Genomic DNA, 25320 nt, shown 5'->3' with positions numbered 1-25320 from the left:
ACTTCGACTGAAAAAGTAGAATAAAGCTATCGATCCGTCTAATCAGTTGTTCTTGTAAATTCGATCGATATTGGTTCTTAATGCGCGCATGACCCTGGACCAGTTGCGCATTTTCGTCGCCGTCGCCGAGCGCGGCCACATGACCAAGGCAGCGGAGCTTTTGGGCATCTCCCAGTCGGCGGCATCGGCCGCCATCCGCGCGCTCGAAGAGCAGCACGGCGTGCACCTGTTCAACCGCGTCGGCCGCAACATCGAACTGGCCCAGACAGGCCATCGGTTCCTGCCGGAGGCGAAGGCCGTGCTCGAGCGGGCCGCCGCCGCCCGCAATGTGCTTGAACATGTCTCGCAGACGGTCGCGGGCAGTCTCTCGATCGCGGCCAGCCTGACCATCGCCAGCTACTGGCTGCCGCGCCGGCTGGCTTCCTTCCACGAAGCCTATCCGGCCGTCAGGCTGAGCGTCACCATCGGCAACACCAGGCAGGTCGAGGCCAGCGTGCTGGATGGAACCGCCGATCTCGGCCTGGTCGAGGGGCGCACCGAATCCGACATATTGCGCCGCGCCAAGGTCGATACCGACAGGCTGATGCTGGTCGTTGCCAGCTCCCACCCCGAGATCGTTGAAACCGCGCCTGGCCATCCCGACATCAGGGGCCTGCGCTGGATCATCCGCGAGGGCGGCTCGGGCACGCGCGAGGTGCTGGAGGATCTGGCGCGGCGCGAGGGGATTTCGCTTGCCGACCTGCAAATATTCCTGGTGCTGCCCAGCAACGAGGCGGTTCGCCAGGCGGTCGAGGCGGGTGCCGGCGCCACCATCATTTCGGATCTGGTCGTCGGACGTGCCGTTGCCGAAGGCAGCCTGCGGTCGGTGCCGCTCGAACTGCCGAAACGCGACTTCGCCATGATCACGCACCGGGATCGCCAGGCAAGCCTGGCCCAGATGGCGCTCAAGGCGCATCTCGGTGCCGAAACAACCGGATCTGCGCCAGCATAAGGTTCGTTGAGATTCAGGTCAGGCCGTGCCGAAAATGGTTGGTTCCGAGAACCGGAACGGAGCGTACGTTCGGGTACGCGAGTACCGGAAGCGCAGGAAACGGCCATTTGCAGGCCGGCATCACCTGAATATCAACGGACCGGTCAGCCGAACTTGCGCTGCGCGTCGAGAGCCAGGCCAAGCCCGACCGAGCCGAACATGTCGCCCTCGATGACGGAAGCCTGCGGCACCAGCGACAGGATCTCCCGTCTTGCCAGCGGGATCGCGGTCGATCCGCCGGTCAGGAACACCGCGGTGATGTCGGATGGTTTGACCCGCGCGTCGCGGATGGTCTCCCCGACCGTTGCGGTGACCCGCTCGATGTCCCTGGCGATCGTGGCGTCGAGCCCGCCGCGTGTGATTTCGGCGGAGAAGTCCGCGCCCGGCAGCTTCACCGCCACCTCGGCGGATGATCTGTCCGTCAGCTCGATCTTGGCCTTCTCGACCAGAGCCGCCAGCGCGTGCCCATAACGATGCTCGACGATGTGGATGAAACGATCGACCAGGTCGGCGCGCACGGCCTCGTAGCGGATCTGGCGCAGATGCGCCATCGCCTTGGCGGTGTAGACCAGGTTGATGCGCTGCCATGTCGCGAGATCGATGAAATAGCTCGCCGGCAGATTGCGCTTGCCGTCCTTGGTCGGGGTCAGATAGCCGAGCCGCGGCATCACATGGGCAATGCTCAGCAGCCGGTCGAAATCCGTACCGCCGATATGAACGCCCCGGCTGGCCAGGATATCGTCCTTGCGGTCCAGCGAGCGGGAGCGCTCCGGCGAGACGCGCACGACCGAGAAGTCCGACGTGCCGCCGCCCATGTCGATGATCAGCGCCAACTCCTCGCGCGTGACCCTCTGCTCGTAGTCGAGCGCCGCGGCGATCGGCTCGAACTGGAAAGCAATATGCTTGAAGCCCTGGGCGTGGGCGGCCTTTTCGAGGTCGCCCTGCGCATTCGCATCGGCTTGCGGATCGTCGTCGACGAACTGCACCGGCCGGCCGAGCACCACCGTCTCGACCACGTCGCCGGCGTCTTCTTCCAGCTTCTTCCTGAGATGCCCGAGGAACAGGCCGATGATTTCCATGAAGCCGATCGAGCGAGCCTTGATGCGCGTCTTTTCGTGCGCCAGCGAACTGCCGAGCACGCTCTTCAGCGAGCGCATCAGCCGGCCTTCGACGCTGTCGGTGTAGTTGGCGATGGCCTGGCGGCCAAAGCAGATGCGGCCGTCTTCGAAATTGAAGAACACCGCGCTCGGCAACGTGACCTGGCCGTCTTCAATCCCGACGAGGCGCGGCTGCCCGTTGCGGACCACGCCAACCGTGGAATTCGACGTGCCGAAGTCGATACCGGCGAATGCTGGTCGCAAGGCAGCCTCCTGTCATTGGTGGCAGGCAGCGGATCGGCGCTCGCAGAAGGGAGCGTGCGCTGCGGTCCGGGCGACCGAACCACTCTGCCGGATTGACCACTCTGCCGAATTGAATTGCTTGCCCGTCGGGCGGGGGAGGTGCGGTCTACAGCATGATCCGGAAAAGGGGAACCCCTTTCAGATGCCTCAGTCCCTGCGGAAGACCAGCCTGCCGAGCCAGCCCGTCAGCATGGCCAGCGATATGGCGAAGACGCCGTAGAGGAAGGCATATTCGTGGGCGACGCGGAAGATCGACTGTTCGAAGCCGGACTTGCGGATTTCGAGCTGGGCCGAGCTCTCCTTGATGAACAGGCCGCTCTTGAACAGGAACGCGCGGGCTTTATGGGTGCCGACCGGCACGTTCGGCGCCAGCCTGACGGTGGCGCGGAACAGGTTCTGCGACAGGAACTGCACGCCGCCGACATTCTCGCTGTAGAGGCCGGCTGCCGCCTTGCGCTCGCGCAGGGCGGCAGTGAATTCCTGGATCGTCGCCGGGCTGTCGCCGGCATCGGCGGGCTGCATGTAGAGGTTGGAGGCGCCGAGCGACAGCTGCTTGTAGCTGTTCGGTTCGGTGATGTCCTGCAGCGGCCGTGTCGTCGCCACCGAATAGGAGACCGGCACGTTCTCGAAGGTTTCCGATTCTAGGTTGACCCAGACCCCGAGCACCCGGTCCTTGCGGCGCACCACCACAGGCTTGGGTGGTCCTTCGAGCACGACGATGACATCGTAGCGGCCCTGGCGGGCAACCAGCGGGTCGGGGTTCTCCAGCGAACCGAAAATGGTCAGGTCGGCACCGGAAAAGCCGGCGGTGATCGAGACATTGTCTGTGGAGAGCCCGATCTGGATGCCTTCCGTCAGCGGCGTCTGTGCCTTCGCCGGCAAGGCGGCCACGAGCGAGGACAGGAGAATGGCGGTTGCGAATGCGTTAGGGCCCGCCATCAGTTGAGACCCGCGCCGGACAGCGAATATAGGTTGGGCGGCGTGACGAACAGGCCGATGGCAAGCCTTATCGCCACTGCCAGGACCAGCAACGCCAGGAGCGCCCTTAATTGCTCGCCGCGCAGCCTCTGGCCGGCCTTGGCGCCATATTGTGCGCCGGCCACGCCACCCGCCATCAGCAGGAAAGCCAGCATCACGTCGACGGTCTGGTTGGTGCTGGCGTGAACCAGCGTCGTGTAGGCGGAGGTGAAGATGATCTGGAACAGCGACGTGCCGATAACCACATTGGTCGGCACTTTGAGCAGATAGATCAGCGCCGGCACCATGATAAAGCCGCCGCCGACGCCCATGATGGACGACAGGAAACCGATGCCGGCGCCAAGGCCTAGCACCGGGATGACGCTGACGAACAGTTTCGAGGCCCTGAAGCGCATCTTCAGCGGCAAGCGGTGGATCCAGTTGTGCTGGCCGGATTTCTTCAGGACCGGTGCCGCACCGCTGCGCGTCGCGCGCAGCGCATTGACGCTTTCGACCAGCATCAGTCCGCCCACGGTGCCGAGCAGCACGACGTAAAGCAGTGAGATGAACAGGTCGAGCTGGCCGAGCCTGCGCAGGAAAGCGAACACGAAGATGCCGCCGGTCGAACCGACAACGCCGCCGGCCAGAAGCACCCCGCCGAGCTTGAAGTCGAGCGTACCCCGCTTCATGTGCGACAGCGCACCGGAGAAGGAGGAGGCGATAACCTGATTGGCGCCCGTGGCGACCGCGATCGCTGGCGGAATGTTGTAGAAGATCAGGAGCGGGGTGATGAGGAAGCCGCCGCCGACGCCGAACATGCCCGACAGGAAGCCCACCGCGGCGCCCATGGCCAGCAGCACGAAGACGTTGACGGAAATTTCCGCAATCGGGAGATAGATGCCCACCCGTCAGTCTCGATCAGTTTGCCTGTCGGCGAATACAGCCGTTGCGGACAGTCTCGCATCGAAAAGCCAATTTTTTCTTGCGCCGACGCGGCGGCGGGGAAAAACCCCGTCACCGGGCCGAAACAAAAAACATCTCAATCAGTTAACAGGCAAATGTGTGGCAAGGGCGTCGTGGAAGCGACGCATCTGCCGTTATTTGCGCGCCAGCAGTGCCTTGACCAGTTTCTCGTCGACCGCGCCGGTGGCCGGCATCTTGTTGTCGGTCTGGAAAGCCATGATCGCGGTCTTCGTCTTCTGGCCCATCTTGCCGTCGGCACCACCGGCGTCGTAGCCATTCTTGTTGAGAATGCGCTGGATGTTCTGGACCGCTTTTTTCATGTCGATGCTGGCGGTGGTCTGCGGCGTGCCTTCCTGCCAGGCATCGGGAATGTCGACCGAATTGGCTGCCACGTTGAGCGGCTTGGCCTTCCACAATTCGGTCGCGGCACGGGCGCGCTCGAGCTGTTCGGGCCGCAGCGCATTGGCAATCTCGTCGCGCTTGGCGGCCGCGTCCTTGTCCCCGGTCTTGGCGACGAGCGCGAACCATTTGTAGGATTCCTCGAGGTTCTGCTTCATGCCGACGCCCTTGGCGGCGAGAATGCCGAGATTGAACTGGCTGTCCTTGACGCCGAGATCGGCGGCCTCCTGGAACCAGTGCGCGGCCGATTCATTGTCGGTCACGCCGTCGGCGGCCATGGCGAACAGCACGGCCAGATTGTGCATAGCGCTGGCGTTGCCCTGCTCGGCGGCCATCTGGTACCAGGTCTTCGACTTCTTGATGTCGCGCGCGACGCCGATGCCCTTCTCGTAGAAATTGCCGATACGGTATTCGGCCGGCGCGAAGCCGAGTTCCGCCGATTTCTCATACCATTTGGCCGCTGTCGCCATGTCTTCCTTGACGCCGCGCGACTCCGCGTAGCGCGAACCGATCTCGAACAGCGCCTTGGCATCGCCGCCGGCGGCGGCATCGCGGAGCGCGGCCGGGCCGGCCTCGGCCGGAATGTCGAACTTGGCCGCGGCTGTCGGGGCGGATGTATCCGTCGACGCCACCGCGCCAGTGGTGTCGTTGCCCTTGGTGTCGTTGGTCGCGGTTGGCGCGGCCATGGTCGGCTGGGCATCGCTGGCCGTCGCCTGCGCGCCACCGGTGATGGCTGCCGGCGTTGACGTCGTCGGGGCTGTCGAAGTGGGCGCCGTCGGCGCGGCCGGAGCCATTGCTTCGGAGGCGGCGCCTGCGCCGGAAGCGTCGGCCGTAGCCGTGGATCCCGATGTGGCCGGTGCCGTATCCGCCATCGCATCGCTGTCCGATGGCATCGCCATGGCGGCCTGGTTGACCATGTCGTCCTTGGCCATCGGCGCGGATGGTTCGGCCTGCCTGACGGCGTGGGCCGGCGCGTTGTCCGTTGTCGCCGGCTGGGCTTCCGGCTTCGGCGGGCTGGCCGTGTCGACGGATGCCGTTTGAACCGGCTGCGAGGCCACGATTGGTGCCGCGTCGTTGCTCGCCACCTGGGCCGGATCGGAGAGGAATGCCTTGCCGAGCTGCAGGCCGGCAAGCGCCAGCATGATCGCGGCCGCCGCCATCAGGATCGGCTTGCGCCGCGCCTTGAGCAGATCGCCGATCCTGAGCGCCTTCACCGGCCCTTTCATCGTCGACTGGCGCTTCAAGGCATCGGCTTCGGCCGCGGCGGCCTGCGCCGCGCGCCGCGCCGCCGCGATGAAGTCCGATTTGGAGGCATCGCTGTCACTGAGCTTTGCCGGCTGGCCCCGCTCGTCGCGCACGCGTTTCATGATGGCATTGAGGTCGGGCGCGCCCGAGCCGGGCTCCAGCGGCCGGTTGGCCACTTTCGGATCGAGCGGCTCGTCGAGATCGACGCTCGGGATATCGGCGCTCGGCGCCGAGCCGGCCAGGGGCGGAATGTCCGCCGCCTTCTTGCCCTTGAAGGCGCGTGCCAGCCCGCCGAACATCGATTTGCGGCCGGCCGGCTGGTCCTTCTCGGCAATGGTGTCGGAACCGAGTGCGGCCATGGCGGCCGCAGCAGCGGCTTCCGCCGGCGAGCGTGTGCCTCCCGGCTCGTTGCGCATTATGGCAGCGGCACGGCCGTCGAGATCGGCCATGTCGCCCGTCAGCGGCATCGGCGCGTCGATATCCATCGACGGAGCCTCGACAACCATCTTGGCCGTGCGTGCGCGGCGTTTGCCGACCGCTTCGTCCGGGCGCGCGTCCAAAAGCTCGCTCACCGCCTCGGACGGATCGCTGGTTTCCAGCGAGCCCAGCCTGTCGACGATCTTGAGCAGCGTGTCGTGGATGGCCTCGAAGGTCCGTGAATTGCGCTCGTCGGAACGGCGTGTCAGCGTCTCGAGCGTCTTCAGGTCCTGCGCGAGCCCCGAAACGGCGGCGGTATTGGCGCTCGACCCTGCGAGCGACTGCACTGCGTTTTCGGCCGCTTCGCGCGCCGCGCCGAGGATGGAATCGCGGGTCCCGGCCAGCGACTTCTCGATTTCGTTGAGGCGCGGACTGATGTCTTCGAATTCCGGCAACGGCGTGCCGGGCTTGGAAAGATGCGCGGACAAGCCGGTGACCTGCGCCTCCAGGCTGCGGATCAGCGCCGGGTCGATGCCGGCAACCTGCGCGGCCGATGCGTCGAGCCGGCTGGAAATGTCCACGAGGCGGCTTTCCAGGCCGCGGATCGCCGCTTCGCCGGCGGGATCGGGAGCGCGCGTCTCGATGCGCTTGGCGAGCGCGGTGAAGCGGGCGTCGATGGCCTCCATGATACCGGCACTGTCGACCTGCGGCACGCGCTGGTCCAGCCGGTCGGCAACCTCGTCCAGCCGGCGCTCGAGATCGCGAAACAGCATGTTGCCCTGTTCGATGGCGTCGCCCTGGCGGCGTTCCATCATGCTCGACAGCACGTCGAAACGCTGCTCCAGCCCGTGGAAGATATAGTCGGCATCGGGCATGGCCGGCGCCTGGTCGATCTTGTCGGCGATGAGCGCGATCTGCTTGGCCAGCCGTTCCATCGCCTGTTCGGGCAGGTTGGCGCGGCCGGCGAGCTCGTCGACACGGCTCGACAGCGTGCTCAGGCGATCCATGACGGCATTGCCGGGGCGGTCCTGCGCCACTTCCTCGATCTGCCGGGCCAGAGAATCGATCCGCTTCTCGATGCGCTCGAAGGCTTCATGGTCGAGCGAATTGGCCTGCGCCGCAACAGTCGAGGCAACGATGGCACGGGAAATCTCGTCCAGCCGCTCGTCGATCATGGCGAGGGTGTCGCTGCCGCTATTGTCCTGCTGGCTGGCGAAGTGATCGACGGCGCCGGCCAGCGTGCGGACTTTTTCCTCCAGCGAACGCAGCGACAGCGATTCCGGCAGGTTGTTGACGGCATTGCTGATCTGCTCCAGCCGATCGGTCAGGGCGGCAAGCGCGGGCTCGTCGGAGCGCTTGCGCTGGTCGGCGTCGACGCGGTCTTCGAAGGCTGTCCAACGGCGATCGAAATCATCCCAGCGGCGATCGACCTTCTGCACGCTCTCCTCGCGCGCCAGCGTGTCGAGCGCGGCCTTGACCTGTTCGAGTTCCAGCCGCAGCAGGTTGACGCTTCTGTCGTCGCTCTTTTCCGACAGCGACTTGATGGCGCCGGAGAGCCGTTCGAATTCGACGCCGAGTTCGGCGCTGCCCTTGCCCGATGCGCCTGGGCCTGATGCGCCCGGCTTGGCGTTCGACTGGAAGGCGCGGTCGATATCCTTGCGCAGTGCTTCGAATTCGCGCTGCAGTCCTGATGTCATCTGGTGGCGCAGTTCCTCGCGCATGCCGCGCAGCTCGCCGGCGATCTTGCCGACCATGGCGACGCTGTCTTCCTGGCCGCGGACACGGTCGATGTCGCGGGCAATAGCTTGATAGCTCTGGTCGAAGGCGGGAGGCTGCGCCGGGGCCTTGGCGCGCGGTGCCGGCTGCGGATCCTCGTACCAGCGCTGCTGGCCGGCAGGCTGGGTGGCGGGATAGCGGGGATCGGCCGCGGGATAGCGCGGTTCGGCGCCATACTGTCGGGGAGCGGGACGTGCCATCGTGTCTTCGCGCGTCTGCCCCAGCCGCTGTTCCAGCGTCTCCAGCGAGCGGTTGAGCTGCTCGAGCGTGGTCTGCGGCCTACGCTGCCTGCCGGCGTTGAGTGTATCGAGATAGGACCGCTTGCTGTTCATCGGTGCGTCCGTCTTTCAGATTGGCCAGTTTGCGACCAGCTCCCCAAGTCCCTGCCGGAACGAGGCGACCGCGCTTCCATGCGGTGGAAGACAAGCTTCCCGGGGTTCACCCGCGCTCCGAAAAACCGTGAAAAATTCGATACAGGATAAACACGGGTAGCCGACATGCGCACATTTCGCCCAACGTGGTAAACAACGCGTTAACCAAGCTTAAGAAGTTGGAAGGAAGTTCGCTGCCGCGCTCGCGCCGCGGCATTGCACTTGCGCTGCGGCAAAAAGCACCGTTCGCGGAACACCCACAGAACGCCCTTGCGTCATGAGGCGGCTATCGGTATAGAATTGACGTAAACGTAAAAGGCGCATTGAGTGTGCTGTTTTGCGATTTGTTTGTCGAAACCACGGCCGGAAGCACGCCCCCGCTTCCAGTCAGGCGACGCATGGTCAAGGACCGCGACGCCACCAGACGGGGAAAGCCAGTGACCATGAAGCTTATTTCGGCCGGCGAGACCGCGGCCAATACCAACAATGTACCTGTCGAAGCCGGCGAGGATCTCGTCCGCATCGGCGAGATGGCCAAGAAGTACGGCGTGACTCTGCGCACGCTGCGTTTCTACGAAGACAAGGGCCTGCTCAATCCTCAGCGTGACGGTTCGACCCGCCTCTACACGCGCCGCGACAGGGCCCGGCTGAAGCTGATCCTGCTCGGCCGCAAGGTCGGCTTCTCGCTGCGCGACGTCAAGCAGATGATGGATCTCTACGATCCGACCGGGTCCAACACCAAGCAGCTGCGGCTGGCGCTCGACAAGTCGGAAAAGCAGCTTGCCCGCCTGCAGAAGCAGCGGGCGCTGATCGACGACGCCATCAATGAGCTGGGCGGCTCGATGACGGCGGTGCGCCAGATGCTGGCCGAGCGCTCGACGCCGCAGGCGAGCGTCGCGGGCTAAAAGCAACTTCCAGGAAAAGCGTGACGCGCTTTTCCATCGGCAAATGACGATCAAAGCCGCGTGGCCATGCCGCGCGGCTTTTTGCCGTCAGGCCTGCCAACGCCTTATCTTCGGCTTGCCGGGCACTGGCCGGCGCGCCGCCGTACCGCTAGGCTCCTCGCAAGCAGAGGGCGGAAATCTTGTCGCATCGAAAAAATTGACGTTTACGCAAACGTCAATTTTTGCTATCCCGCCTTCAACACAGGTCCGCATGCTGCCCTGACGCGAATTTGGGGGCTTCCGGACCAGGTTTGCAGGGTGGAGGAAAAGCATGCCGATCTACAGGGCACCGGTCCAGGATACGCTGTTCGTGTTGAACGAGGTGCTGGGCTACCAGCGCTATTCAAACCTTCCCGGATTTGCGGATGCCACGCCCGATGTGCTGGAGGCGATCCTCGCGGAAGGCGCCAAGCTTGCCGAAAACGTCATGCACCCGCTCAACCGTGTCGGCGACATGGAGGGCTGCGTCCGTCACGACGATGGCTCGGTGACGACGCCCAAGGGCTTCAAGGAAGCTTTCGACCAGTACCGCGAAGGCGGCTGGATGGGGCTAGCCGCACCGGTCGAGTTCGGCGGCCAGGGCTTGCCCTATGCCGTGCACACGGCGGTTGCCGAATACATGGTGTCGGCCAACATGTCGCTGATGATGTATCCGGGCCTGACGCAGGGCGCGATCGCGGCGATCATCACTCATGGCACCGACGAGCAGAAAGCCAAATGGCTGCCCAGGATGGTCGAGGGCGCCTGGACCGGCACCATGAACCTGACCGAGCCGCATTGCGGCACCGATCTCGGCCTGCTGCGCACCAAGGCGGTGCCGAATGGCGATGGCACCTACAAGATCTCGGGCCAGAAGATATTCATCTCGGCCGGCGAGCACGACATGTCGGACAACATCGTCCATCTGGTGCTGGCCCGCATCGAGGGCGCGCCGGAAGGCGTCAAGGGCATCTCGCTGTTCATCGTGCCGAAGCTCAAGCTCGATGCGTCAGGCAATCCGGGCGAGCGCAACACCCTCTCCTGCGGTTCGATCGAGGAGAAGATGGGCATCCACGGCAATTCGACCTGCGTCATGAATTATGACGAGGCCGAAGGTACGTTGCTCGGCGAGGCCAATGGCGGTTTGAAGGCCATGTTCACGATGATGAACGAGGCACGGCTCGGTGTCGGCCTGCAGGGGCTGTCGCTCTCCGAGATCGCCTACCAGAACGCCGTCGCCTACGCCAAGGACCGTTTGCAGGGCCGCTCGCTGTCGGGGCCGAAGGCGCCCGACAAGAAGGCCGACCCGATCATCGTCCATCCCGACATCCGCCGCTCGCTGATGACCATGAGGGCCTTCAATGAGGCTGGCCGCGCGCTGGCGCTGTGGACGGCGATCAAATCCGATGTCGCCCACCGCTCGGGCGACGACAAGGATCGCCAGGCGGCTGACGACTATACCGGCCTGATGACACCGGTGGTCAAGGGCGTGCTCACCGACAAGGGTTTCGACCACACCGTCATGGCGCAGCAGGTGTTCGGCGGCCACGGCTACATCGAGGAGCACGGCATGAGCCAGTTCGTGCGCGATGCCCGTATCGCCATGATCTATGAAGGTGCCAACGGCATCCAGGCGCTCGACCTCGTCGGCCGCAAGCTTGGCCTGAACGGCGGCCGCGCCGTGCAGGCCTTCTTCAAGGAAGTCGGCGAATTCTGCGAGGAAAATCGCGCCGACGAGAAGATGGCGCCCTTCACCAAGGCGTTGAAGAAGGGTCTCAACGATTTGCAGGCGGCGACCATGTGGCTGCTGCAGAACGGCATGGCCAAGCCCGACAATGCCGGTGCGGCCTCGACCGACTACATGCATCTCTTCGGCCTCGTGGCGCTGGGCTACATGTGGGCGCTGATGGCCAAGGCGGCGCTGGGTAAGACCGGCGCCAACGGTTCCCAGTCCTTCTACGACCACAAGGTGGTGACGGCGCGCTTCTTCATGGAGCGGATCATGCCGGAGACATCGGCACATCTGGCCCGCATTTCCAGTGGTGCGGACACGCTAATGGCGCTGCCTGCGGAAGCGTTCTAGAAATGGCCGGCGTCCCCCTCCCCCTTGAGGGGAGGGTGGCCCGAAGGGCCGGGAGGGGTCCTGCGTGCAGTGCGCCGGCTGGTTGGCGCTTTGGGAGGAGAATGATCGCAATGCCCCAAACCCGCGTCAGTTTCGAAGATAAGGTCGAGCACGTCATCGGCGACCCCACCCGACCGCTTCGCGGCCACCCTCCCCTCGAGGGGGAGGGGGACGTCGGCGCGGGAGAAACGGCATGACAAATCCAGCTGAAGTGCTTTCTTTGCCGAAACCCGCCTGGGCGGCGGACGAGGTCGGCATGCTCTACGACATGGCGGTCCGCTTCATGTCGGAGGAGATCGCGCCGCGTTACGACGAGTTCGAGAAGAACGAGATGGTCGACCGCGAAAGCTGGCTGAAGGCGGGAGCCGCCGGCCTGCTCTGTGCCTCGATGCCGGAAGAGTATGGCGGCTCGGGCGGGACCTTCGCGCATGAAAGCGCCATCATCGAGGCCATCGGCCATGTCGGCGTCGACGGCTTCGGCATCGGCCTGCACAATTCGATCGTCGCCCCCTACATCCTCCACTACGGCTCGGAAGAGCAGAAGAAGAAGTGGCTGCCGAAGCTGGCGACCGGCGAACTGATCGGCGCCATCGCCATGACCGAACCGGGCGCCGGCTCGGACCTGCAAGGCGTCAAGACGCGGGCGCAGAAGGATGGCAACCAATACAAGGTCAACGGTTCCAAGACCTTCATCACCAACGGCCAGCTCGCCAACTTCATCATCGTCGTCACCAAGACCGATCCGGAAAAGGGTGCCAAGGGCACTTCGCTGATCGTCGTCGAAACAGATGAAGTGGAAGGTTTCGAGCGCGGCCGAAACCTCGATAAGATCGGGCTGAAGGCCAACGACACGTCGGAGCTGTTCTTCAACGATGTGCGCGTGCCGACCTCCAACCTGCTTGGCCATGAGGAAGGGCAGGGCTTCATCCAGCTGATGCAGCAACTGCCGCAGGAGCGGCTGCAGATCGGCACCGGCGCCATCGCGATGATCGAGCGGGCGCTGGCGCTGACCATCGATTACGTCAAGGAGCGCAAGGCCTTCGGCAAGGCGATCATCGACTTCCAGAACACCCAGTTCAAGCTGGCCGAGCTCAAGACCGAGGCCACTATCGGCCGCGTCTTCTACAATGATTGCGTCGCCCGCCACATCAATGGCGGCCTCGATCCGGTGACGGCGTCGATGGCCAAATACTGGCTCAGCGACCTGCAGGGAAAAGTCGTCGACGAATGCCTTCAATTGCATGGCGGCTATGGCTACATGAATGAATATCCGATCGCCCGCATGTTCCGCGACGCCCGTGTCCAGCGCATCTATGGCGGCACCAACGAGATCATGAAATTGCTGATCGGCCGCTCGCTCTGAGAGCGACGACCGGCGAACCCAAGGAGCAGAAAAATGGCTGACGCTTATGTCTATGACGCGGTGCGCACGCCGCGCGGCAAGGGCAAGAAGGACGGGTCGCTGCACGAGGTGCCGGCGGTACGGCTTGCCGCCAAGACGCTCGAGGCTTTGCGCGACCGCAATGGGCTGGATACCGGCAATGTCGACGACATCATCTTCGGCTGCGTCGATCCGGTCGGCGAGGCCGGCTCGGTCATTCCGCGCGCCGCCGCCTTCGAGGCCGGCTACGACGACAAGGCCCCGGGCATGCAGATCTCGCGCTTCTGCGCCTCCGGTCTCGACGCCATCAATTTCGGCGCCGCCAAGATCGCCCAGGGCGCCGATGAGATCGTCATCGCCGGTGGCGTCGAATCCATGTCGCGCGTCGGCATGGGCGCCTCGGGCGGCGCCTGGTTCATGGACCCTTCGGTCGGCCTGCCCGGCTGGTTCGTGCCGCAAGGCATCTCGGCCGACCTGATCGCCACCAAATACGGCTTCTCCCGCGACGATGTCGACGCATACGCGGTCGAGAGCCAGAAGCGCGCCGCCAAATCCTGGGCCGATGGCCGCTTCAAGAACTCCGTCATCCCGATCAAGGACCAGAACGGCCTGACCATTCTCGACCATGACGAGCATATGCGGCCGTCGACGGACATGCAGTCGCTGGCCTCGCTCAATCCGTCCTTCGTCATGCCCGGCGAAATGGGCGGCTTCGATGCGGTCGCAGTGCAGAAGCATCCCGAGGTGGAAGAGGTCAACCACGTCCACCATGCCGGCAATTCGTCGGGCATCGTCGACGGCGCGGCGGCTGTGCTGCTCGGTTCGAAGAGGGCCGGGAAAACCATGGGGCTGAAGCCGCGCGCGCGCATCCGCACCTTCGCCAACATCGGCTCCGAGCCGGTGCTGATGCTGACAGGTCCGGTCGATGTCACCGAGAAGCTGTTGAAGCGCGCCAAGATGAAGCTGTCCGACATCGACCTGTTCGAACTCAACGAGGCTTTTGCCTCGGTGGTGCTGCGCTACATGCAGGCTTTCGACATCCCGCACGACAAGATCAACGTCAATGGCGGCGCCATCGCCATGGGCCATCCGCTCGGTGCCACCGGCGCGATGATCCTCGGCACGGTGCTGGACGAACTCGAGCGCCGTGACCTCAACACCGCGCTGGTGACCTTGTGCATCGGCGCCGGCATGGGCACGGCAACCATCATCGAACGCGTCTGACGGGGAGAGAGAAGATGAGCTACACCAATTTCACCCTCGACATCGACGCCGATGGCATCGCGCTGGTCACCTGGAATAGCCCGGACCGCTCGATGAACGTCTTCACCGAAGAGGTGATGCGCGAGTTGAACGCCATTGTCGATCATGTGGCCGGCGATGCCGGTATCAAAGGCGCGGTGATCACCTCCGGCAAGGACACGTTCTCCGGCGGCGCCGACATCACCATGCTGCAGAAGATGCTGGCGACTTTTGCCACGGACAAGGGCAAGGATGCCGAAAAGGCGAACAAGGCGCTGTTCGAGAATGCCGGTTATATGACCGGCCTGTTCCGCAAGCTGGAGACCTCAGGCAAGCCGTGGGTTTCGGCGATCAACGGCACTTGCATGGGCGGCGCTTTCGAGCTGTCGCTCGCCTGCCACGGCCGCGTAGCAGCCGACAGCGACAAGGTCAGGATGGCGCTTCCCGAGGTCAAGATCGGCATCTTCCCGGGCGCCGGCGGCACCCAGCGCGTGCCGCGGCTGACCGACCAGCAGCAGGCTTTGCAGATGCTGACCTCCGGCCAGACGCTGTCGCCGCAGAAGGCCAAGTCGATGGGGCTCATCCATGAGATCGCCGAGCCGGCCAAGCTGGTCGAGACCGCCAAGGCGATGATCAGGAACGGCCTCAAGCCGGTGGCGCCGTGGGACGAGAAGGGCTTCAAGCTGCCCGGCGGCCAGATCTATACACCCGCCGGCTTCAACCTGTGGCCGCCGGCCATCGCCATCCTGCGCCGCGAGACCTATGGCAATTATCCGGCAGCCGCCGCGATCCTGAAATGCGTCTATGAAGGCCTGCTGGTGCCGTTCGACACCGCGCTCAGGATCGAACAGCGCTATTTCACCGAGATCATGCAGACCAAGGAAGCGGCGGCGATGATCCGCTCGCTGTTCGTGTCGCTGCAGGAACTGAACAAGGGCGCACGCCGCCCGGCCGGCGTGCCGGAAACCAAATTCAAGAAGATCGGCATTCTCGGCGCCGGCTTCATGGGCGCCGGCATTGCCTATGTCACGGCCAAGGCCGGCATCCCGGTGGTGCTGCTCGACCGCGATATGGAGTCGGCGCAGAAGGGCAAGGCGCATTCCGACAGCTTGGTCTCCGATCAGGTCAAGAAGGGTCGCGCCAAGCCCGAGGAGCGTGACAAGCTTTTGTCGCTGATCACGCCGACGGCCGACTATGCCGACCTTGCCGGCTGCGATCTGGTGGTCGAGGCGGTGTTCGAGGATTCCGCCGTCAAGAAAGCCGCCACCGAACAGGCGGAGGCGGTGCTGAAATCGTCGGCGATCTTCGCCTCCAACACCTCGACCATCCCGATCACCGGCCTGGCCAAGAATTCGGCGCGGCCGAAGAACTTCATCGGCATCCACTTCTTCTCGCCGGTCGACAAGATGATGCTGGTCGAGATCATCTTGGGCAAGAAGACCGGCGACAAGGCGCTGGCGACGGCGATCGACTTCGTCCGCGCCATCAAGAAGACGCCGATTGTCGTCAACGACACGCGCGGCTTCTACGTCAACCGCTGCGTGCTGCGCTACATGTCGGAAGCCTACAAGATGCTGATCGAAGGCGTGCCCGCGCCGATGATCGAGAATGCGGCCAAGGCAGCCGGCATGCCGGTTGGGCCGCTGGCGCTGACCGACGAGACGGCCATCGACCTTGCCCAGAAGATCATGAAACAGACCATCAGGGATCTCGGCGACAAGGCTGTCGACCCCAAGCAGATGGCGCTGATCAACACCATGGTCGACGACCATGGCCGCTTCGGCCGCAAGAACGGCAAGGGCTTTTACGACTATCCGGCCAAGCCCGCCAAGAAGAAGCTGTGGCCAGGCCTCAAGGATCTCTATCCGCAGTTGGCACCTGAGAAGGTCGATTATGAGGAGCTGCAGCAGCGGCTGCTCGTCACCATCGCGCTGGAAGCGGCGCGGGTGATGGAGGAGGGGATCGTCACCGATCCGCGCGAGGCCGATGTCGGCTCGATCCTGGCCTTCGGCTTCGCGCCCTACACCGGCGGCGCGCTGTCCTACATCGACGGCATTGGTGCCAAGGAATTCGTCAAGATCGCCAAGGGCCTGCAGAAGAAATACGGGGCCGAGTTCAAGGCGCCGAAGCTGCTGCTCGACATGGCCGAGAAGGGCGAAACCTTCTACGAACGCTTCAATCCCTACGCCAAGGGCGACGTGAAGCAGGCCGCCTGATGTAAATCATGTACGTCTGGGCGCGCATGGCGCGCATGCTGGCCACGACGAGAAGCCGTGGCCCCTACGTGATGGGCGGTGAAAGCCGGCTGGCCTTTCGCTGCCTGCCGACCGATATCGACTTCAACGTCCATCTCAACAATGCGCGCTACATGATGCTGGCCGATCTCGGCCGCATCGACCTGTTCGTCCGTGCCGGCCTCATCAGACTGGCGCGGAAGAATGGCTGGGCGCCGATGATGGGCGGGCTGCAGGCGATCTATGCCCGCGAGATCAGGCTGTGGCGCCGTTTCGAGGTGGTGTCCTCGATCGAGACGTGGGAAGGCACCCAGGTCATCGGCAAGCACCGCTTCGTCCTCGACAATGGCGACACGGCCGCCTTGATCCTGACGACGGCCGGCGTCTACGACCGCAAAGCGCGACGCTTCCTCGACATTGACGAGGTTGTGACCGCACTTGGCCGTGCTGTAAATCCGCGACCGCCAACGCAGGAAGAGCGGATTTTCATGACATCGCACCAGGGTTTGCGCAGCCTTGCCAAGGCGGCTGATTAATCCCCGCAGTCGGAGTTTGCCCGGCCGACGGGAACGCGCGTCACGGCTGCACGCCGGTGGACAAACCGGCATTCGAAGACTAGAAGGAAAAGGCATTTTTTCCTGTTTCGAAGGAGAGCACGACATGCTCTCGCACGACCGTGTCTGGGCTGCCATCGATGCTCTTGCCGAGCGCTACTCGCTTTCGGCCTCGGGTCTGGCAAGGCGCGCAGGGCTCGATTCGACCGCCTTCAACAAGTCGAAACGCCTGTCGTCGGATGGCCGGCCCCGCTGGCCCTCGACCGAATCACTGGCCAAGATCATCGAGGCGACGGGGGCTTCGCTCGACGAATTCACCGGACTGATCGAAGGCAGGGCCGGACTTGTCCATGATGCCCGGGATGGCCGCAGACGGTCGGTGCCTTTGCTCGGTTTCGCCCAGGCCGGCGCCGGCGGCTTCTTCGACGATGCCGGCTTCCCGGCGGGACAGGGCTGGGATCTGGTCGAACTGCCGGCGCAATCGACCGAGAGCTCCTATGCGCTGCAGGTGCAGGGCGATTCCATGCTGCCGCTCTACCGCAATGGCGACGTCCTCATCGTCGAGCCGGGCGCGGCCACCCGCAAGGGCGATCGCGTCGTCGTCAAGACCACCGCCGGCGAGGTGATGGCCAAGGTGCTCGAACGCCAGACCGTCAAGTCGATTTCACTGGTCTCGCTCAATCCCGATCATCCCGACCGCGACATCTCCATGCGCGAGGTCGAGTGGGTGGCGCGGATTGTCTGGGCAAGCCAGTAGGTCCGGCTGATGCGGTTCCCCCATCTCGTCCTGGCGGTTCTGATGGTCCCGGTGATGGCGGCTCTGGTCGTCGTCGGCGGACGCACGCTAAAGGGAAGCGAAAGCGCTGTTACGGTCGATCAGATCGATCCTGGCGCCGATACGATCGCTCAAGGTACAGGGCCCGAAGAGCCGGCCACCTCGGCTCTTCCCACGCCCTCGCAACCGTCAAAGCCGCCTTCGCCGCATTCGAGGGCTATCGATCCCGCCGTCGTCGCGCCACCGGAACTGCCCAGCGGGGAACTCGAGCGGATCGAACCGCGCGAACCGTTGAGCAAGCTGGCGCTTGCCACACCGCCCAAGCCGAAGATGCCTGACGACTGGAGCGGCACGAAGCTGTTTCAGCCGGTCGCATCGGCCGCCGGCCTGATCGAGGCGAAGGGCTATTCGGTCGCGGTCTCCGGCATCGACGTCGTCGGGCAGGACGAGACCTGCACCATGGATGGCAAATCCTGGCCATGCGGCATCCGCGCCCGCACGGCGTTCCGCGCCTTCCTGCGCGGCCGCGCCGTGGTCTGCACCGTGCCGCCCGAGGGCGGCCGCGACCTGGTCGCGGCGGAATGCCGGATAGGCAAGCAGGATATCGGTCAATGGCTGGTCGAGAACGGCTGGGCGCGCGCCGCCAAAGGCGGACCCTATGTAGATGCCGGCGAAAAGGCCCGCACCGAAAAGAAAGGTATTTTTGGATCGGCGCCGAACCTTGCCGGCATCTCGGCGGTGCCGGCTGCGCCCGCCCCGGCGCCTCAGGCGCCGGGCTCGATCCTGGAAGAGGTCGACGGCGCCCTCAAGCCAGCTGTCCCGCCAACGCCTTCTGAATGAGCGCGCGGGTCTCGGCGACGCCGTAGAGCGCTGCGAACGATCCGAAGCGCGGGCCGCGCTCCTGGCCGATGAGCACCTGGTAGATCATCTGGAAGAAGGCACCCGAAACGCCCGGGCCGCCCTCAGGGCTCTGCTTGGAATGATCCTGATAGCGCTCGATCCTGCGCGCCACGTTGAGCGAGGCGTTCTGGATCGCTTCGCCACCGGCGTCCGCCGGCAAGTCGCCAAGCGCCTTGTCGAGCGCCAGCAGCGCTTCGCGCTCGATGTCGTCGGCCGGGCGGAAGGTCTTCGTCGGCTTCACGAAATCGTCGAAATAGCGGATCGCATGGCCGACCAGCTGGTCGAGCTCCGGATGCGTCTTTGGCGTTACCCCCGTCGTGTGGCGGGAAATGAAGCCCCACAGCACGTCCTTGTTCTGCGCATTGGAAGCGCTGACCAGATTGAGCAGCAGCGAGAACGGCACCGGCATGTCGATGGCCGGCGGGTTGCCGTCATGCATATGCCAGACCGGGTTGCCCAGCCGTTCCTTCCAGTCCTGGCGCGGGTAGGCGCCAAGGAAGGTGTAATACTCGTCCACCGCCCTCGGGATGACGTCGAAATAGAGCTTCTTCGCCTGCCGTGGCCGCTGGTACATGTAAAGCCCGAGGCTTTCGGTCGGCGCATAGGTCAGCCATTGGTCGATGGTCAGCCCGTTGCCCTTCGACTTCGAGATCTTCTGGCCGTTCTCGTCCAGGAACAGCTCGTAGACGAAATGCTCCGGTGCACGCCCGCCCAGAATGTTGCAGATGCGGTCGTAGACCACCGCATTGGTCTGGTGGTCCTTGCCGAACATTTCGAAATCGACGCCAAGCGCTGCCCAGCGCATGCCGAAGTCCGGCTTCCACTGCAGTTTCACCCGGCCGCCGGTGATCGAAAGCGTCGTCTCCGTGCCCTCGTCGTCGAAGGTGATGGTGCCGGCCTCGGCGTCGACATGCTTCATGGGCACGTAAAGCACGCGCCCGCTCTTCGGGGAAATCGGCAGGAACGGGCTGTAGGTCGCCTGCCGCTCCGGGCCGAGCGTCGGCAGCATCACCGCCATGATCTGGTCGTAGCGTTCGGCGGCGCGCTTGAGCATCGCGTCGAAACGGCCTGACTTGTAGTACTGCGTCGCACTGGCGAATTCGTAGTCGAAGCCGAACGTGTCCAGGAAGCGGCACAGCATCGCATTGTTGTGGTCGGCAAAGCTCGCATAGTCGCCGCCGAACGGATTGGGAACCGACGACAGCGGCTTGTGCAGATGCGGCTCGAGCGCCGACCGATCCGGTACGCTGTCGGGTATCTTGCGCATGCCGTCCATGTCGTCGGAAAAGCACAGCAGCTTGGTCGCGACCTTGTCCTGCGTCAGCACACGAAACGCATGCCGCACCATCGAGGTGCGCGCCACTTCGCCGAACGTGCCGATATGCGGCAGGCCGGATGGTCCGTAGCCGGTCTCGAACAGGATGGTTTCGGGAAAGTTGGCGCCCTTGTAGCGTTCGATGATCTTTTTGGCTTCCTCGAACGGCCATGCCTTGCTTTCGGCCGCCGCCGCCAGCAGTTCGGGATTGAGATCGATGATGTTTGATCCCGCCATGGTCCTGTTTTCCAATTATGCGCCGGCCAAATTCGCGATCTGGCCGCAAGTGTCGATTTTCAACCGGTCTCTAGGCGCGCGTGGCCGGAGCGTCAACGCGCGCGGCGCTTTTTCCTTGCGGCCCTTGGGGCACGTTCCTACCTTCGAAGCCCGTTCAAGGAGCAAACAATGCCATCGCCGTCCCCGCATGAAGCCCTGATCTACCTGATGGTCATCACCTCGGCCTCCGACCGTGACATGACCGATGTCGAACTGGCCAGGATCGGCGACGTAGTCCGCTCATGGCCGGTGTTCGAGGATTTCAATCAGGACCGGCTGGTTCCCGTCGCCCAGGCTTGCCAGAAACTGCTGCATGAAAAGGATGGTCTCGAGGGTGTGCTGGCCCAGGTCGGCGAGGCCCTGCCGGAGCGCCTGCGTGACACCGCCTACGCCGCCGCCTTCGAAGTGGCCGCCGTCGATCTCGAAATGCGCATGGAAGAAGTGCGGGTGCTGCAGCTGATCCGGCGTGAGCTCGATCTCGACACGCTGACCGTCGCCGCCATCGGCCGCGCGGCCAAGGCACGGCTGCGCACACTGACCTGACGGCATTCCGTTCGGATCAGAAAAAACTGACCGGAACCGGATCAGAAAAAGCTGACCGGAAAATAGCGCAGGTAGAATTCGGCAAAGGTGCCTTTCATCGAAATTTCCTGCAGCGCGTAATCCAGCGCCGCCGCCAGCGCCGGATCGTCCGCCCGCGTGGCGATGGCCATGCCCGTGCCCAGATATTCGGGCGCCAGATAGGGGCCGCCGGCAAAGCGGCAGCAGCCTGCCGCGTCCGAGCCGCCCAGCCAGAAGGCGAAACGCATGCCGTCGCCGAAGGCGGCGTCGATCTTGCCCGCCTTGAGATCGCTGTAGAGGGCTTCGGGTCCGTCGAAGGTGACGACCTGGACCGTGCTGAAATAGTCGCGCAGCATGCGCTCATGTGCCGAGCCTGATATCACGCCGACGCGCTTGCCGCGCAGTTTGTCGAAGATCGGTTCCAGCAATGCCTTGCCCTTCGGCATGATGAAACGCGCCGGAAACTGCAGGTAGGAGCGCGAGAAGGCGTATGTCTGGCGCGACTGCGGCGTCGCGGCGATGCCGGCGATGATCGCTTCGCCTTCGCCTTTCTCGAGCGCCCCTTCTAGCTCGGTCCATGGCAAGGCCTGGATCTGGCATTTGTCGACGATGCCGAGTTCCGCGCAGATGGCGCGCGCCAGGTCGATGTGGAAACCGGACAATTTTCCCGAGCTGTCGAGGAAATTGAAGGGTGGAAAATCCGTGGTCGTCAGGAAGCGCAGCCGTGGCAGCGCGGAAAGGTCCGGCTTGGGCAGCCGCTCCTTGGCGTCCCACAGCACCGGCACCTGCGGTTCCGCCGCGCGCGCGCCAGCCAATGGCAGCACCGCGATCAGCATCGAGGCCAGGACCAGGAACCGCCATTGGAACGCCACGATAGAACTCCGTCGCACTCGTCTTCGGAGCGGTTTTGGTACGAAAATGGTACAGGCACAATGGTTTTTGATTTCAACGCGCCGATTTCAGGATATGCTTTAGCGTGTTTGCAAACAGCGGTGGCTGCCCTGGTTGGGGGACCAGGGTCGAGAACCACAACCGGAAACGGGCGCGTTGCAATCGGCGGTCGGTGGCAAAGTGCAGACAATGCATGGACCATCGGTCTCAATGCATGAGGCAACATGGGGTTGATGTTGCGATGGGTCAATTTGATCGTACGCTGGAATACATAGACCAACTGCAGCACGCAGGAACGGCGGCGGCGGTCTGTGAGAAACTGTTGGGCATAACATCGGATTTCGGTTTGACCGCGCTGATGGCCGGAACCGTTCCGCAGCCAGGCACGCCTGCCGGGCAGCAAAAGCAGCACGTGCTGCTTTGCGACTGGCCTGTCGAATGGCTGGAGCGCTACGTGGCGCGCAACTATGTCGATCATGATCCCGTGGTCAGCCACATGAAGCAGTTGCAGGCACCTTTCCAGTGGCGCGAAGCCGCCCAGGACATTCGCATCGACAAGAGCAGCGGCGAAGTGATGGGCGATGCCGGCGCGTTCAAGCTGCGCGACGGGTTGGCCTTCCCGCTGATCACGCTCGACGGCCAGATCGTCATGGTGTCGCTGGGCGGCGAGGCCGTGGAGCTGTCGGCGGCCGAGTTCGGCCTGGTGTCGCTGGTGTCGACCTATGCCGTTGGCCGCGCCATGCAACTCCACACCATGTCCGGCAACACCATCGACCATGTCGAGTTGACGCCACGCGAACGCGAATGCCTGCAATGGGCCGCCGTCGGAAAGTCCGAATGGGAGATCTCGCAAATCCTCGGCATCTCCGAACACACGTCGGAGAAACATCTTCTTAACGCCAAAAGCAAACTCGGTGCCGTCAACAGAGTTCAGGCTGTCGCCGAAGCGATAAGACGCGGCTACATTAGTTAGGTCGGCCGTGCCGACCTAGAACTCCCGCCTACGTGATCGAACTCCCGCCTACGTGATCACGCAATTTTCTCATCAAAGCACGGCCGTATCATCCTTTGAACACAGGAGACGGCAGTATGCTTTTTTGTCTTACAACCCAGGAATTGATGGAACGCCCCGACCTTTGGGAGGCGGTCCATCGACTACGCTATCAGATTTTCGTCGAGGAGATGGGGTGGGAGGATCTGCGCCGCCCGGACGGATTCGAGGTCGACCAGTTCGATCATGACGAGGCGGTGCATCAGATCGTCATCCGAGGCAACGAAGTCGCGGGCTATCAGCGGATGCTGCCGACCACGCGGCCGCATCTGTTGACCGAGGTTTTGACCGACCTTTCCGAAGGCACGCCGCCATCGGGTCCGAACATCTGGGAATTGACCCGCTATGCGGTGGCTCCCGGATTTCGCGATGGCCGTCGTGGCGTCTCGACCGTCGGCACCGAACTGATAGCCGGCTTCGTCGAGTGGGGGCTGAAGCGCGGCGTCGACAAGGTGATCATCGAGTTCGAGCCCATGTGGGTGCTGCGCGCGTTGCAGCTGCATTTCCTGGCGACGCCGCTGGGTTATCAGCGCACCTACGGCAACCAGCAGGTCGTGGCGACGCTGCTCTCCTTCAACGAGCACACGCTGGACGTGGTGCGTTCGCGCCGCAATCACCATGCCCCGGTCATGGCCAGGGGATATCCCGACATGTTCGGGCAAAGGCGGGCGTCATGAGATCGGAAATCGCCATGCACCCGCAACCTGAACTGCGCAACCACACGCTGATCGTCACCGTGTCGTCGAATGACGGCCGGCCGGTGCTCGACAGACGAGCCTATGAAAGCCTTGCCAGGACGTTCCACGAAGCCGCCGACAATGACGAAGTGCGTGTCGTCGTGCTGCGTGGCCTCGCCGGCTGCTTCTGTCTCGGCGGCGATTTTTCAGAGTTCCTCGATGCCAGCAAGCATCAGAAACTGATCGCCGCGGTCACCGATATGTTCCGCACGCTGGCAACGTTTCCCAAACCGATCCTGGCCTGCGTCGACGGCGATGCCGTCGGCGTCGGCTGCACCATCCTGTTCCATTGCGACATGGTGATTGCTTCCGGCAAGAGCACGTTCCGGGTGCCGTTCGTCGATTTCGGCCTTGTGCCGGACGCTGCGACCAGCATCCTGGCGCCGCAGAAGCTCGGCTATGCTGGCGCCTTCCGCTTCTTCTGCCTCGGCGACACGCTCCGCGCCGAGGACGCCAGGGCGCTCGGCCTCGTCGCCGAGATCGTGCACGACGGCGTCGAGGAAGCGACACTTGGCCGGGCAAGGCAGCTCGCCAAGAAGCCGGTCGCCGCCTTGCTGCAGACGCGCGGCCTGCTCAAGGGCAACACCGGTGCGCTATGCGACCGCATCGACCAGGAGATATCGCTGTTTCAGCAGGCGCTGCAGGACGATGCCACGCTGCGGCGATTGCAGCGCATCGCCAGGCTGGCGGCCTGAGGATCGCCAAGAATGCCGTGCCGCGTGGACGTCACGCGGCACGGCCCGAGGATCGCCAAGAATGCCGTGCCGCGTGGACGTCACGCGGCACGGCCCGAGGATCGCCAACAATGCCGTGCCGCGTGGACGCCACGCGGCACGGCAGGCATCAGCCTTCCTTGGCGAGGAATGACGGTCCTTCGCCGATGATCTTCTTGTCTTCCTTGCCGACGACATCGAGATCGCGCCCTTCATAGGGCAGCGCCAACAGGATGCGCCGCATCACCGCCAGCCGCGCACGGCGCTTGTCATTGGCCCGCACGATGATCCACGGTGCGAATTCCTTGTGGGTGCGCTCGAACATGGTGTCGCGCGCCTTGGTGTAATCGTCCCATTTGGTAATGCCGGCAATGTCGATCGGCGAGAACTTCCAGCTCTTCAGCGGGCTGTACCGGCGATCGTGAAAGCGCTCGAGCTGCGTTTCCCGGCCGATGTTCAGCCAGAATTTGAAGAAGTGGATGTCGTCATTGACGATCATCCGCTCGAAATGCGGCGTCTCGTCGAGAAACTTCTCGTGCTGTTGCGGCGTGCAGAACCCCATCACCGGCTCGACGCCGGCGCGATTGTACCAGGAACGGTCGAAGGTGACGAATTCGCCCGCCGTCGGGAAATGGTCGACATAACGCTGGTAGTACCATTGTCCGAGCTCGGTGGGCGTGGGCTTGGTCAACGCCACGTTGCGCGCCGTCCGTGGGTTGAGGTACTGGCGCACCACGAAGATCGTGCCGCCCTTGCCGGCGGCGTCGCGGCCCTCGAACAGCGCCATCACCCGCTTGCCCGTCGCCTGCAGCCACGCCTGCGCCTTGACCAGCTCGATCTGCAATTTCTCGAGCGTCTCGTCATACTCATCGCTTTTCATTTTCTTGTCGTAGGGATAGCCGCCCGCGGTCAGCTTGTTGTCCTCGACCCAATCTGGAAGCTCGGGATTTTCGATATCGAACTCCCGCTCCTTGCCGCCGATCCTGATTTTCAGCGGACCCGAAGTCGGCGCGGCGGAGTCTTCGTTGGCTTTTTTCATCGAGACGAACCCTTTTAAGCATCCGGACTCATGCTATTGGGAGCCTCC

Annotated in this window: 20 protein-coding genes; 13 read left to right on the top strand and 7 right to left on the bottom strand. The window is 63.8% G+C overall.

The features are described from left to right. The first annotated feature begins 88 nt into the window (after positions 1-88). Entirely contained in the window at positions 89-991 is a 903-nt protein-coding gene (locus tag MESOP_RS32775; RefSeq protein ID WP_013897295.1) for a LysR family transcriptional regulator, read from the top strand. Positions 992-1134: 143 nt separating this feature from the next. Here MESOP_RS32775 and MESOP_RS32770 read toward each other — a convergent pair whose 3' ends face one another. The 4 genes from MESOP_RS32770 to MESOP_RS32755 form a co-directional block, all read right to left on the bottom strand. Then, positions 1135-2391: an Hsp70 family protein gene (locus MESOP_RS32770; protein WP_013897294.1), complete on the bottom strand. Its 1257-nt coding sequence runs from the start codon at positions 2389-2391 to the stop codon at positions 1135-1137. Between the two features lie 186 nt (positions 2392-2577). Further along, positions 2578-3369, bottom strand: a complete 792-nt coding sequence (locus MESOP_RS32765; RefSeq protein ID WP_013897293.1) for a TIGR02186 family protein — start codon at positions 3367-3369, stop codon at positions 2578-2580. Then, positions 3369-4292 (bottom strand): sulfite exporter TauE/SafE family protein, encoded by a 924-nt coding sequence (locus MESOP_RS32760; protein ID WP_013897292.1) that lies wholly within the window; start codon positions 4290-4292, stop codon positions 3369-3371. The genes MESOP_RS32765 and MESOP_RS32760 overlap by 1 nt, the downstream gene beginning before the upstream one ends. 192 nt (positions 4293-4484) lie before the next feature. Further along, a complete protein-coding gene (locus MESOP_RS32755; RefSeq protein ID WP_013897291.1) occupies positions 4485-8519 on the bottom strand; it encodes a peptidoglycan-binding protein in 4035 nt (1344 codons plus the stop codon). Between the two features lie 482 nt (positions 8520-9001). On the opposite strand from MESOP_RS32755, the gene MESOP_RS32750 reads away from it, so the two are divergent. From MESOP_RS32750 to MESOP_RS32710, 8 genes are all read left to right on the top strand, one after another. Beyond that, complete coding sequence (locus MESOP_RS32750) at positions 9002-9463, top strand: MerR family transcriptional regulator (RefSeq protein WP_083833415.1); 462 nt, start codon at positions 9002-9004, stop codon at positions 9461-9463. A gap of 310 nt (positions 9464-9773) precedes the next feature. After that, complete coding sequence (locus MESOP_RS32745) at positions 9774-11564, top strand: acyl-CoA dehydrogenase (RefSeq protein WP_013897289.1); 1791 nt, start codon at positions 9774-9776, stop codon at positions 11562-11564. 232 nt (positions 11565-11796) lie between these two features. Further along, entirely contained in the window at positions 11797-12966 is a 1170-nt protein-coding gene (locus MESOP_RS32735) for an acyl-CoA dehydrogenase family protein (protein ID WP_013897287.1), read from the top strand. A 33-nt stretch (positions 12967-12999) separates the two neighbouring features. Then, on the top strand, positions 13000-14208 hold the full coding sequence (locus MESOP_RS32730; protein ID WP_013897286.1) for an acetyl-CoA C-acetyltransferase: 1209 nt from the start codon (positions 13000-13002) through the stop codon (positions 14206-14208). A 14-nt stretch (positions 14209-14222) separates the two neighbouring features. After that, a complete protein-coding gene (locus MESOP_RS32725) occupies positions 14223-16442 on the top strand; it encodes a 3-hydroxyacyl-CoA dehydrogenase NAD-binding domain-containing protein (protein ID WP_013897285.1) in 2220 nt (739 codons plus the stop codon). Positions 16443-16450: 8 nt separating this feature from the next. After that, a complete protein-coding gene (locus tag MESOP_RS32720; RefSeq protein ID WP_013897284.1) occupies positions 16451-16996 on the top strand; it encodes a thioesterase family protein in 546 nt (181 codons plus the stop codon). A 124-nt stretch (positions 16997-17120) separates the two neighbouring features. After that, complete coding sequence (locus MESOP_RS32715) at positions 17121-17771, top strand: S24 family peptidase (RefSeq protein WP_013897283.1); 651 nt, start codon at positions 17121-17123, stop codon at positions 17769-17771. Between the two features lie 9 nt (positions 17772-17780). Beyond that, the gene (locus MESOP_RS32710) at positions 17781-18629 is read left to right on the top strand and encodes a thermonuclease family protein (RefSeq protein WP_013897282.1); all 849 of its coding nucleotides are present in this window, start codon (positions 17781-17783) and stop codon (positions 18627-18629) included. On the opposite strand, the gene MESOP_RS32705 is transcribed toward MESOP_RS32710, so the two are convergent. Beyond that, positions 18595-20241: a lysine--tRNA ligase gene (locus MESOP_RS32705; protein WP_013897281.1), complete on the bottom strand. Its 1647-nt coding sequence runs from the start codon at positions 20239-20241 to the stop codon at positions 18595-18597. The genes MESOP_RS32710 and MESOP_RS32705 overlap by 35 nt on opposite strands. Positions 20242-20409: 168 nt before the next feature. Between MESOP_RS32705 and MESOP_RS32700 the strand changes: the two genes are divergently transcribed. Then, positions 20410-20823 (top strand): tellurite resistance TerB family protein, encoded by a 414-nt coding sequence (locus MESOP_RS32700; RefSeq protein WP_013897280.1) that lies wholly within the window; start codon positions 20410-20412, stop codon positions 20821-20823. A 41-nt stretch (positions 20824-20864) separates the two neighbouring features. Here MESOP_RS32700 and MESOP_RS32695 read toward each other — a convergent pair whose 3' ends face one another. After that, entirely contained in the window at positions 20865-21677 is an 813-nt protein-coding gene (locus MESOP_RS32695; protein ID WP_425339712.1) for an ABC transporter substrate-binding protein, read from the bottom strand. 296 nt (positions 21678-21973) lie between these two features. On the opposite strand from MESOP_RS32695, the gene MESOP_RS32690 reads away from it, so the two are divergent. The 3 genes from MESOP_RS32690 (at position 21974) to MESOP_RS32680 (ending at position 24215) form a co-directional block, all read left to right on the top strand. Next, positions 21974-22705, top strand: a complete 732-nt coding sequence (locus tag MESOP_RS32690) for a helix-turn-helix transcriptional regulator (protein WP_013897278.1) — start codon at positions 21974-21976, stop codon at positions 22703-22705. Between the two features lie 116 nt (positions 22706-22821). Continuing rightward, on the top strand, positions 22822-23460 hold the full coding sequence (locus tag MESOP_RS32685; RefSeq protein WP_013897277.1) for an acyl-homoserine-lactone synthase: 639 nt from the start codon (positions 22822-22824) through the stop codon (positions 23458-23460). Then, entirely contained in the window at positions 23457-24215 is a 759-nt protein-coding gene (locus MESOP_RS32680) for an enoyl-CoA hydratase-related protein (RefSeq protein ID WP_013897276.1), read from the top strand. The genes MESOP_RS32685 and MESOP_RS32680 overlap by 4 nt, the downstream gene beginning before the upstream one ends. 148 nt (positions 24216-24363) lie before the next feature. Here the strand turns inward: MESOP_RS32680 and ppk2 are convergent, their stop codons facing one another. Beyond that, on the bottom strand, positions 24364-25272 hold the full coding sequence (ppk2, locus tag MESOP_RS32675) for a polyphosphate kinase 2 (protein ID WP_013897275.1): 909 nt from the start codon (positions 25270-25272) through the stop codon (positions 24364-24366). Positions 25273-25320 lie beyond the last annotated feature (48 nt).

This window comes from Mesorhizobium opportunistum WSM2075 (genome assembly GCF_000176035.2).
GTDB lineage: Bacteria > Pseudomonadota > Alphaproteobacteria > Rhizobiales > Rhizobiaceae > Mesorhizobium > Mesorhizobium opportunistum.
Note: the sequence above shows the minus strand (reverse complement) of the source record. Positions and strands in the feature narration are given on the sequence as shown.

Coding starts and splice junctions, on each gene's coding strand:
- MESOP_RS32695 (WP_425339712.1), bottom strand. CDS start 21,677: ATGCTGATCGCGGTGCTGCCATTGGCTGGCGCGCGCGCGGCGGAACCG.
- MESOP_RS32775 (WP_013897295.1), top strand. CDS start 89: ATGACCCTGGACCAGTTGCGCATTTTCGTCGCCGTCGCCGAGCGCGGC.
- MESOP_RS32750 (WP_083833415.1), top strand. CDS start 9,002: ATGAAGCTTATTTCGGCCGGCGAGACCGCGGCCAATACCAACAATGTA.
- MESOP_RS32720 (WP_013897284.1), top strand. CDS start 16,451: ATGTACGTCTGGGCGCGCATGGCGCGCATGCTGGCCACGACGAGAAGC.
- MESOP_RS32710 (WP_013897282.1), top strand. CDS start 17,781: ATGCGGTTCCCCCATCTCGTCCTGGCGGTTCTGATGGTCCCGGTGATG.
- MESOP_RS32705 (WP_013897281.1), bottom strand. CDS start 20,241: ATGGCGGGATCAAACATCATCGATCTCAATCCCGAACTGCTGGCGGCG.
- MESOP_RS32735 (WP_013897287.1), top strand. CDS start 11,797: ATGACAAATCCAGCTGAAGTGCTTTCTTTGCCGAAACCCGCCTGGGCG.
- MESOP_RS32755 (WP_013897291.1), bottom strand. CDS start 8,519: ATGAACAGCAAGCGGTCCTATCTCGATACACTCAACGCCGGCAGGCAG.
- MESOP_RS32745 (WP_013897289.1), top strand. CDS start 9,774: ATGCCGATCTACAGGGCACCGGTCCAGGATACGCTGTTCGTGTTGAAC.
- MESOP_RS32725 (WP_013897285.1), top strand. CDS start 14,223: ATGAGCTACACCAATTTCACCCTCGACATCGACGCCGATGGCATCGCG.
- ppk2 (WP_013897275.1), bottom strand. CDS start 25,272: ATGAAAAAAGCCAACGAAGACTCCGCCGCGCCGACTTCGGGTCCGCTG.
- MESOP_RS32700 (WP_013897280.1), top strand. CDS start 20,410: ATGCCATCGCCGTCCCCGCATGAAGCCCTGATCTACCTGATGGTCATC.
- MESOP_RS32765 (WP_013897293.1), bottom strand. CDS start 3,369: ATGGCGGGCCCTAACGCATTCGCAACCGCCATTCTCCTGTCCTCGCTC.
- MESOP_RS32680 (WP_013897276.1), top strand. CDS start 23,457: ATGAGATCGGAAATCGCCATGCACCCGCAACCTGAACTGCGCAACCAC.
- MESOP_RS32690 (WP_013897278.1), top strand. CDS start 21,974: ATGGGTCAATTTGATCGTACGCTGGAATACATAGACCAACTGCAGCAC.
- MESOP_RS32730 (WP_013897286.1), top strand. CDS start 13,000: ATGGCTGACGCTTATGTCTATGACGCGGTGCGCACGCCGCGCGGCAAG.
- MESOP_RS32685 (WP_013897277.1), top strand. CDS start 22,822: ATGCTTTTTTGTCTTACAACCCAGGAATTGATGGAACGCCCCGACCTT.
- MESOP_RS32715 (WP_013897283.1), top strand. CDS start 17,121: ATGCTCTCGCACGACCGTGTCTGGGCTGCCATCGATGCTCTTGCCGAG.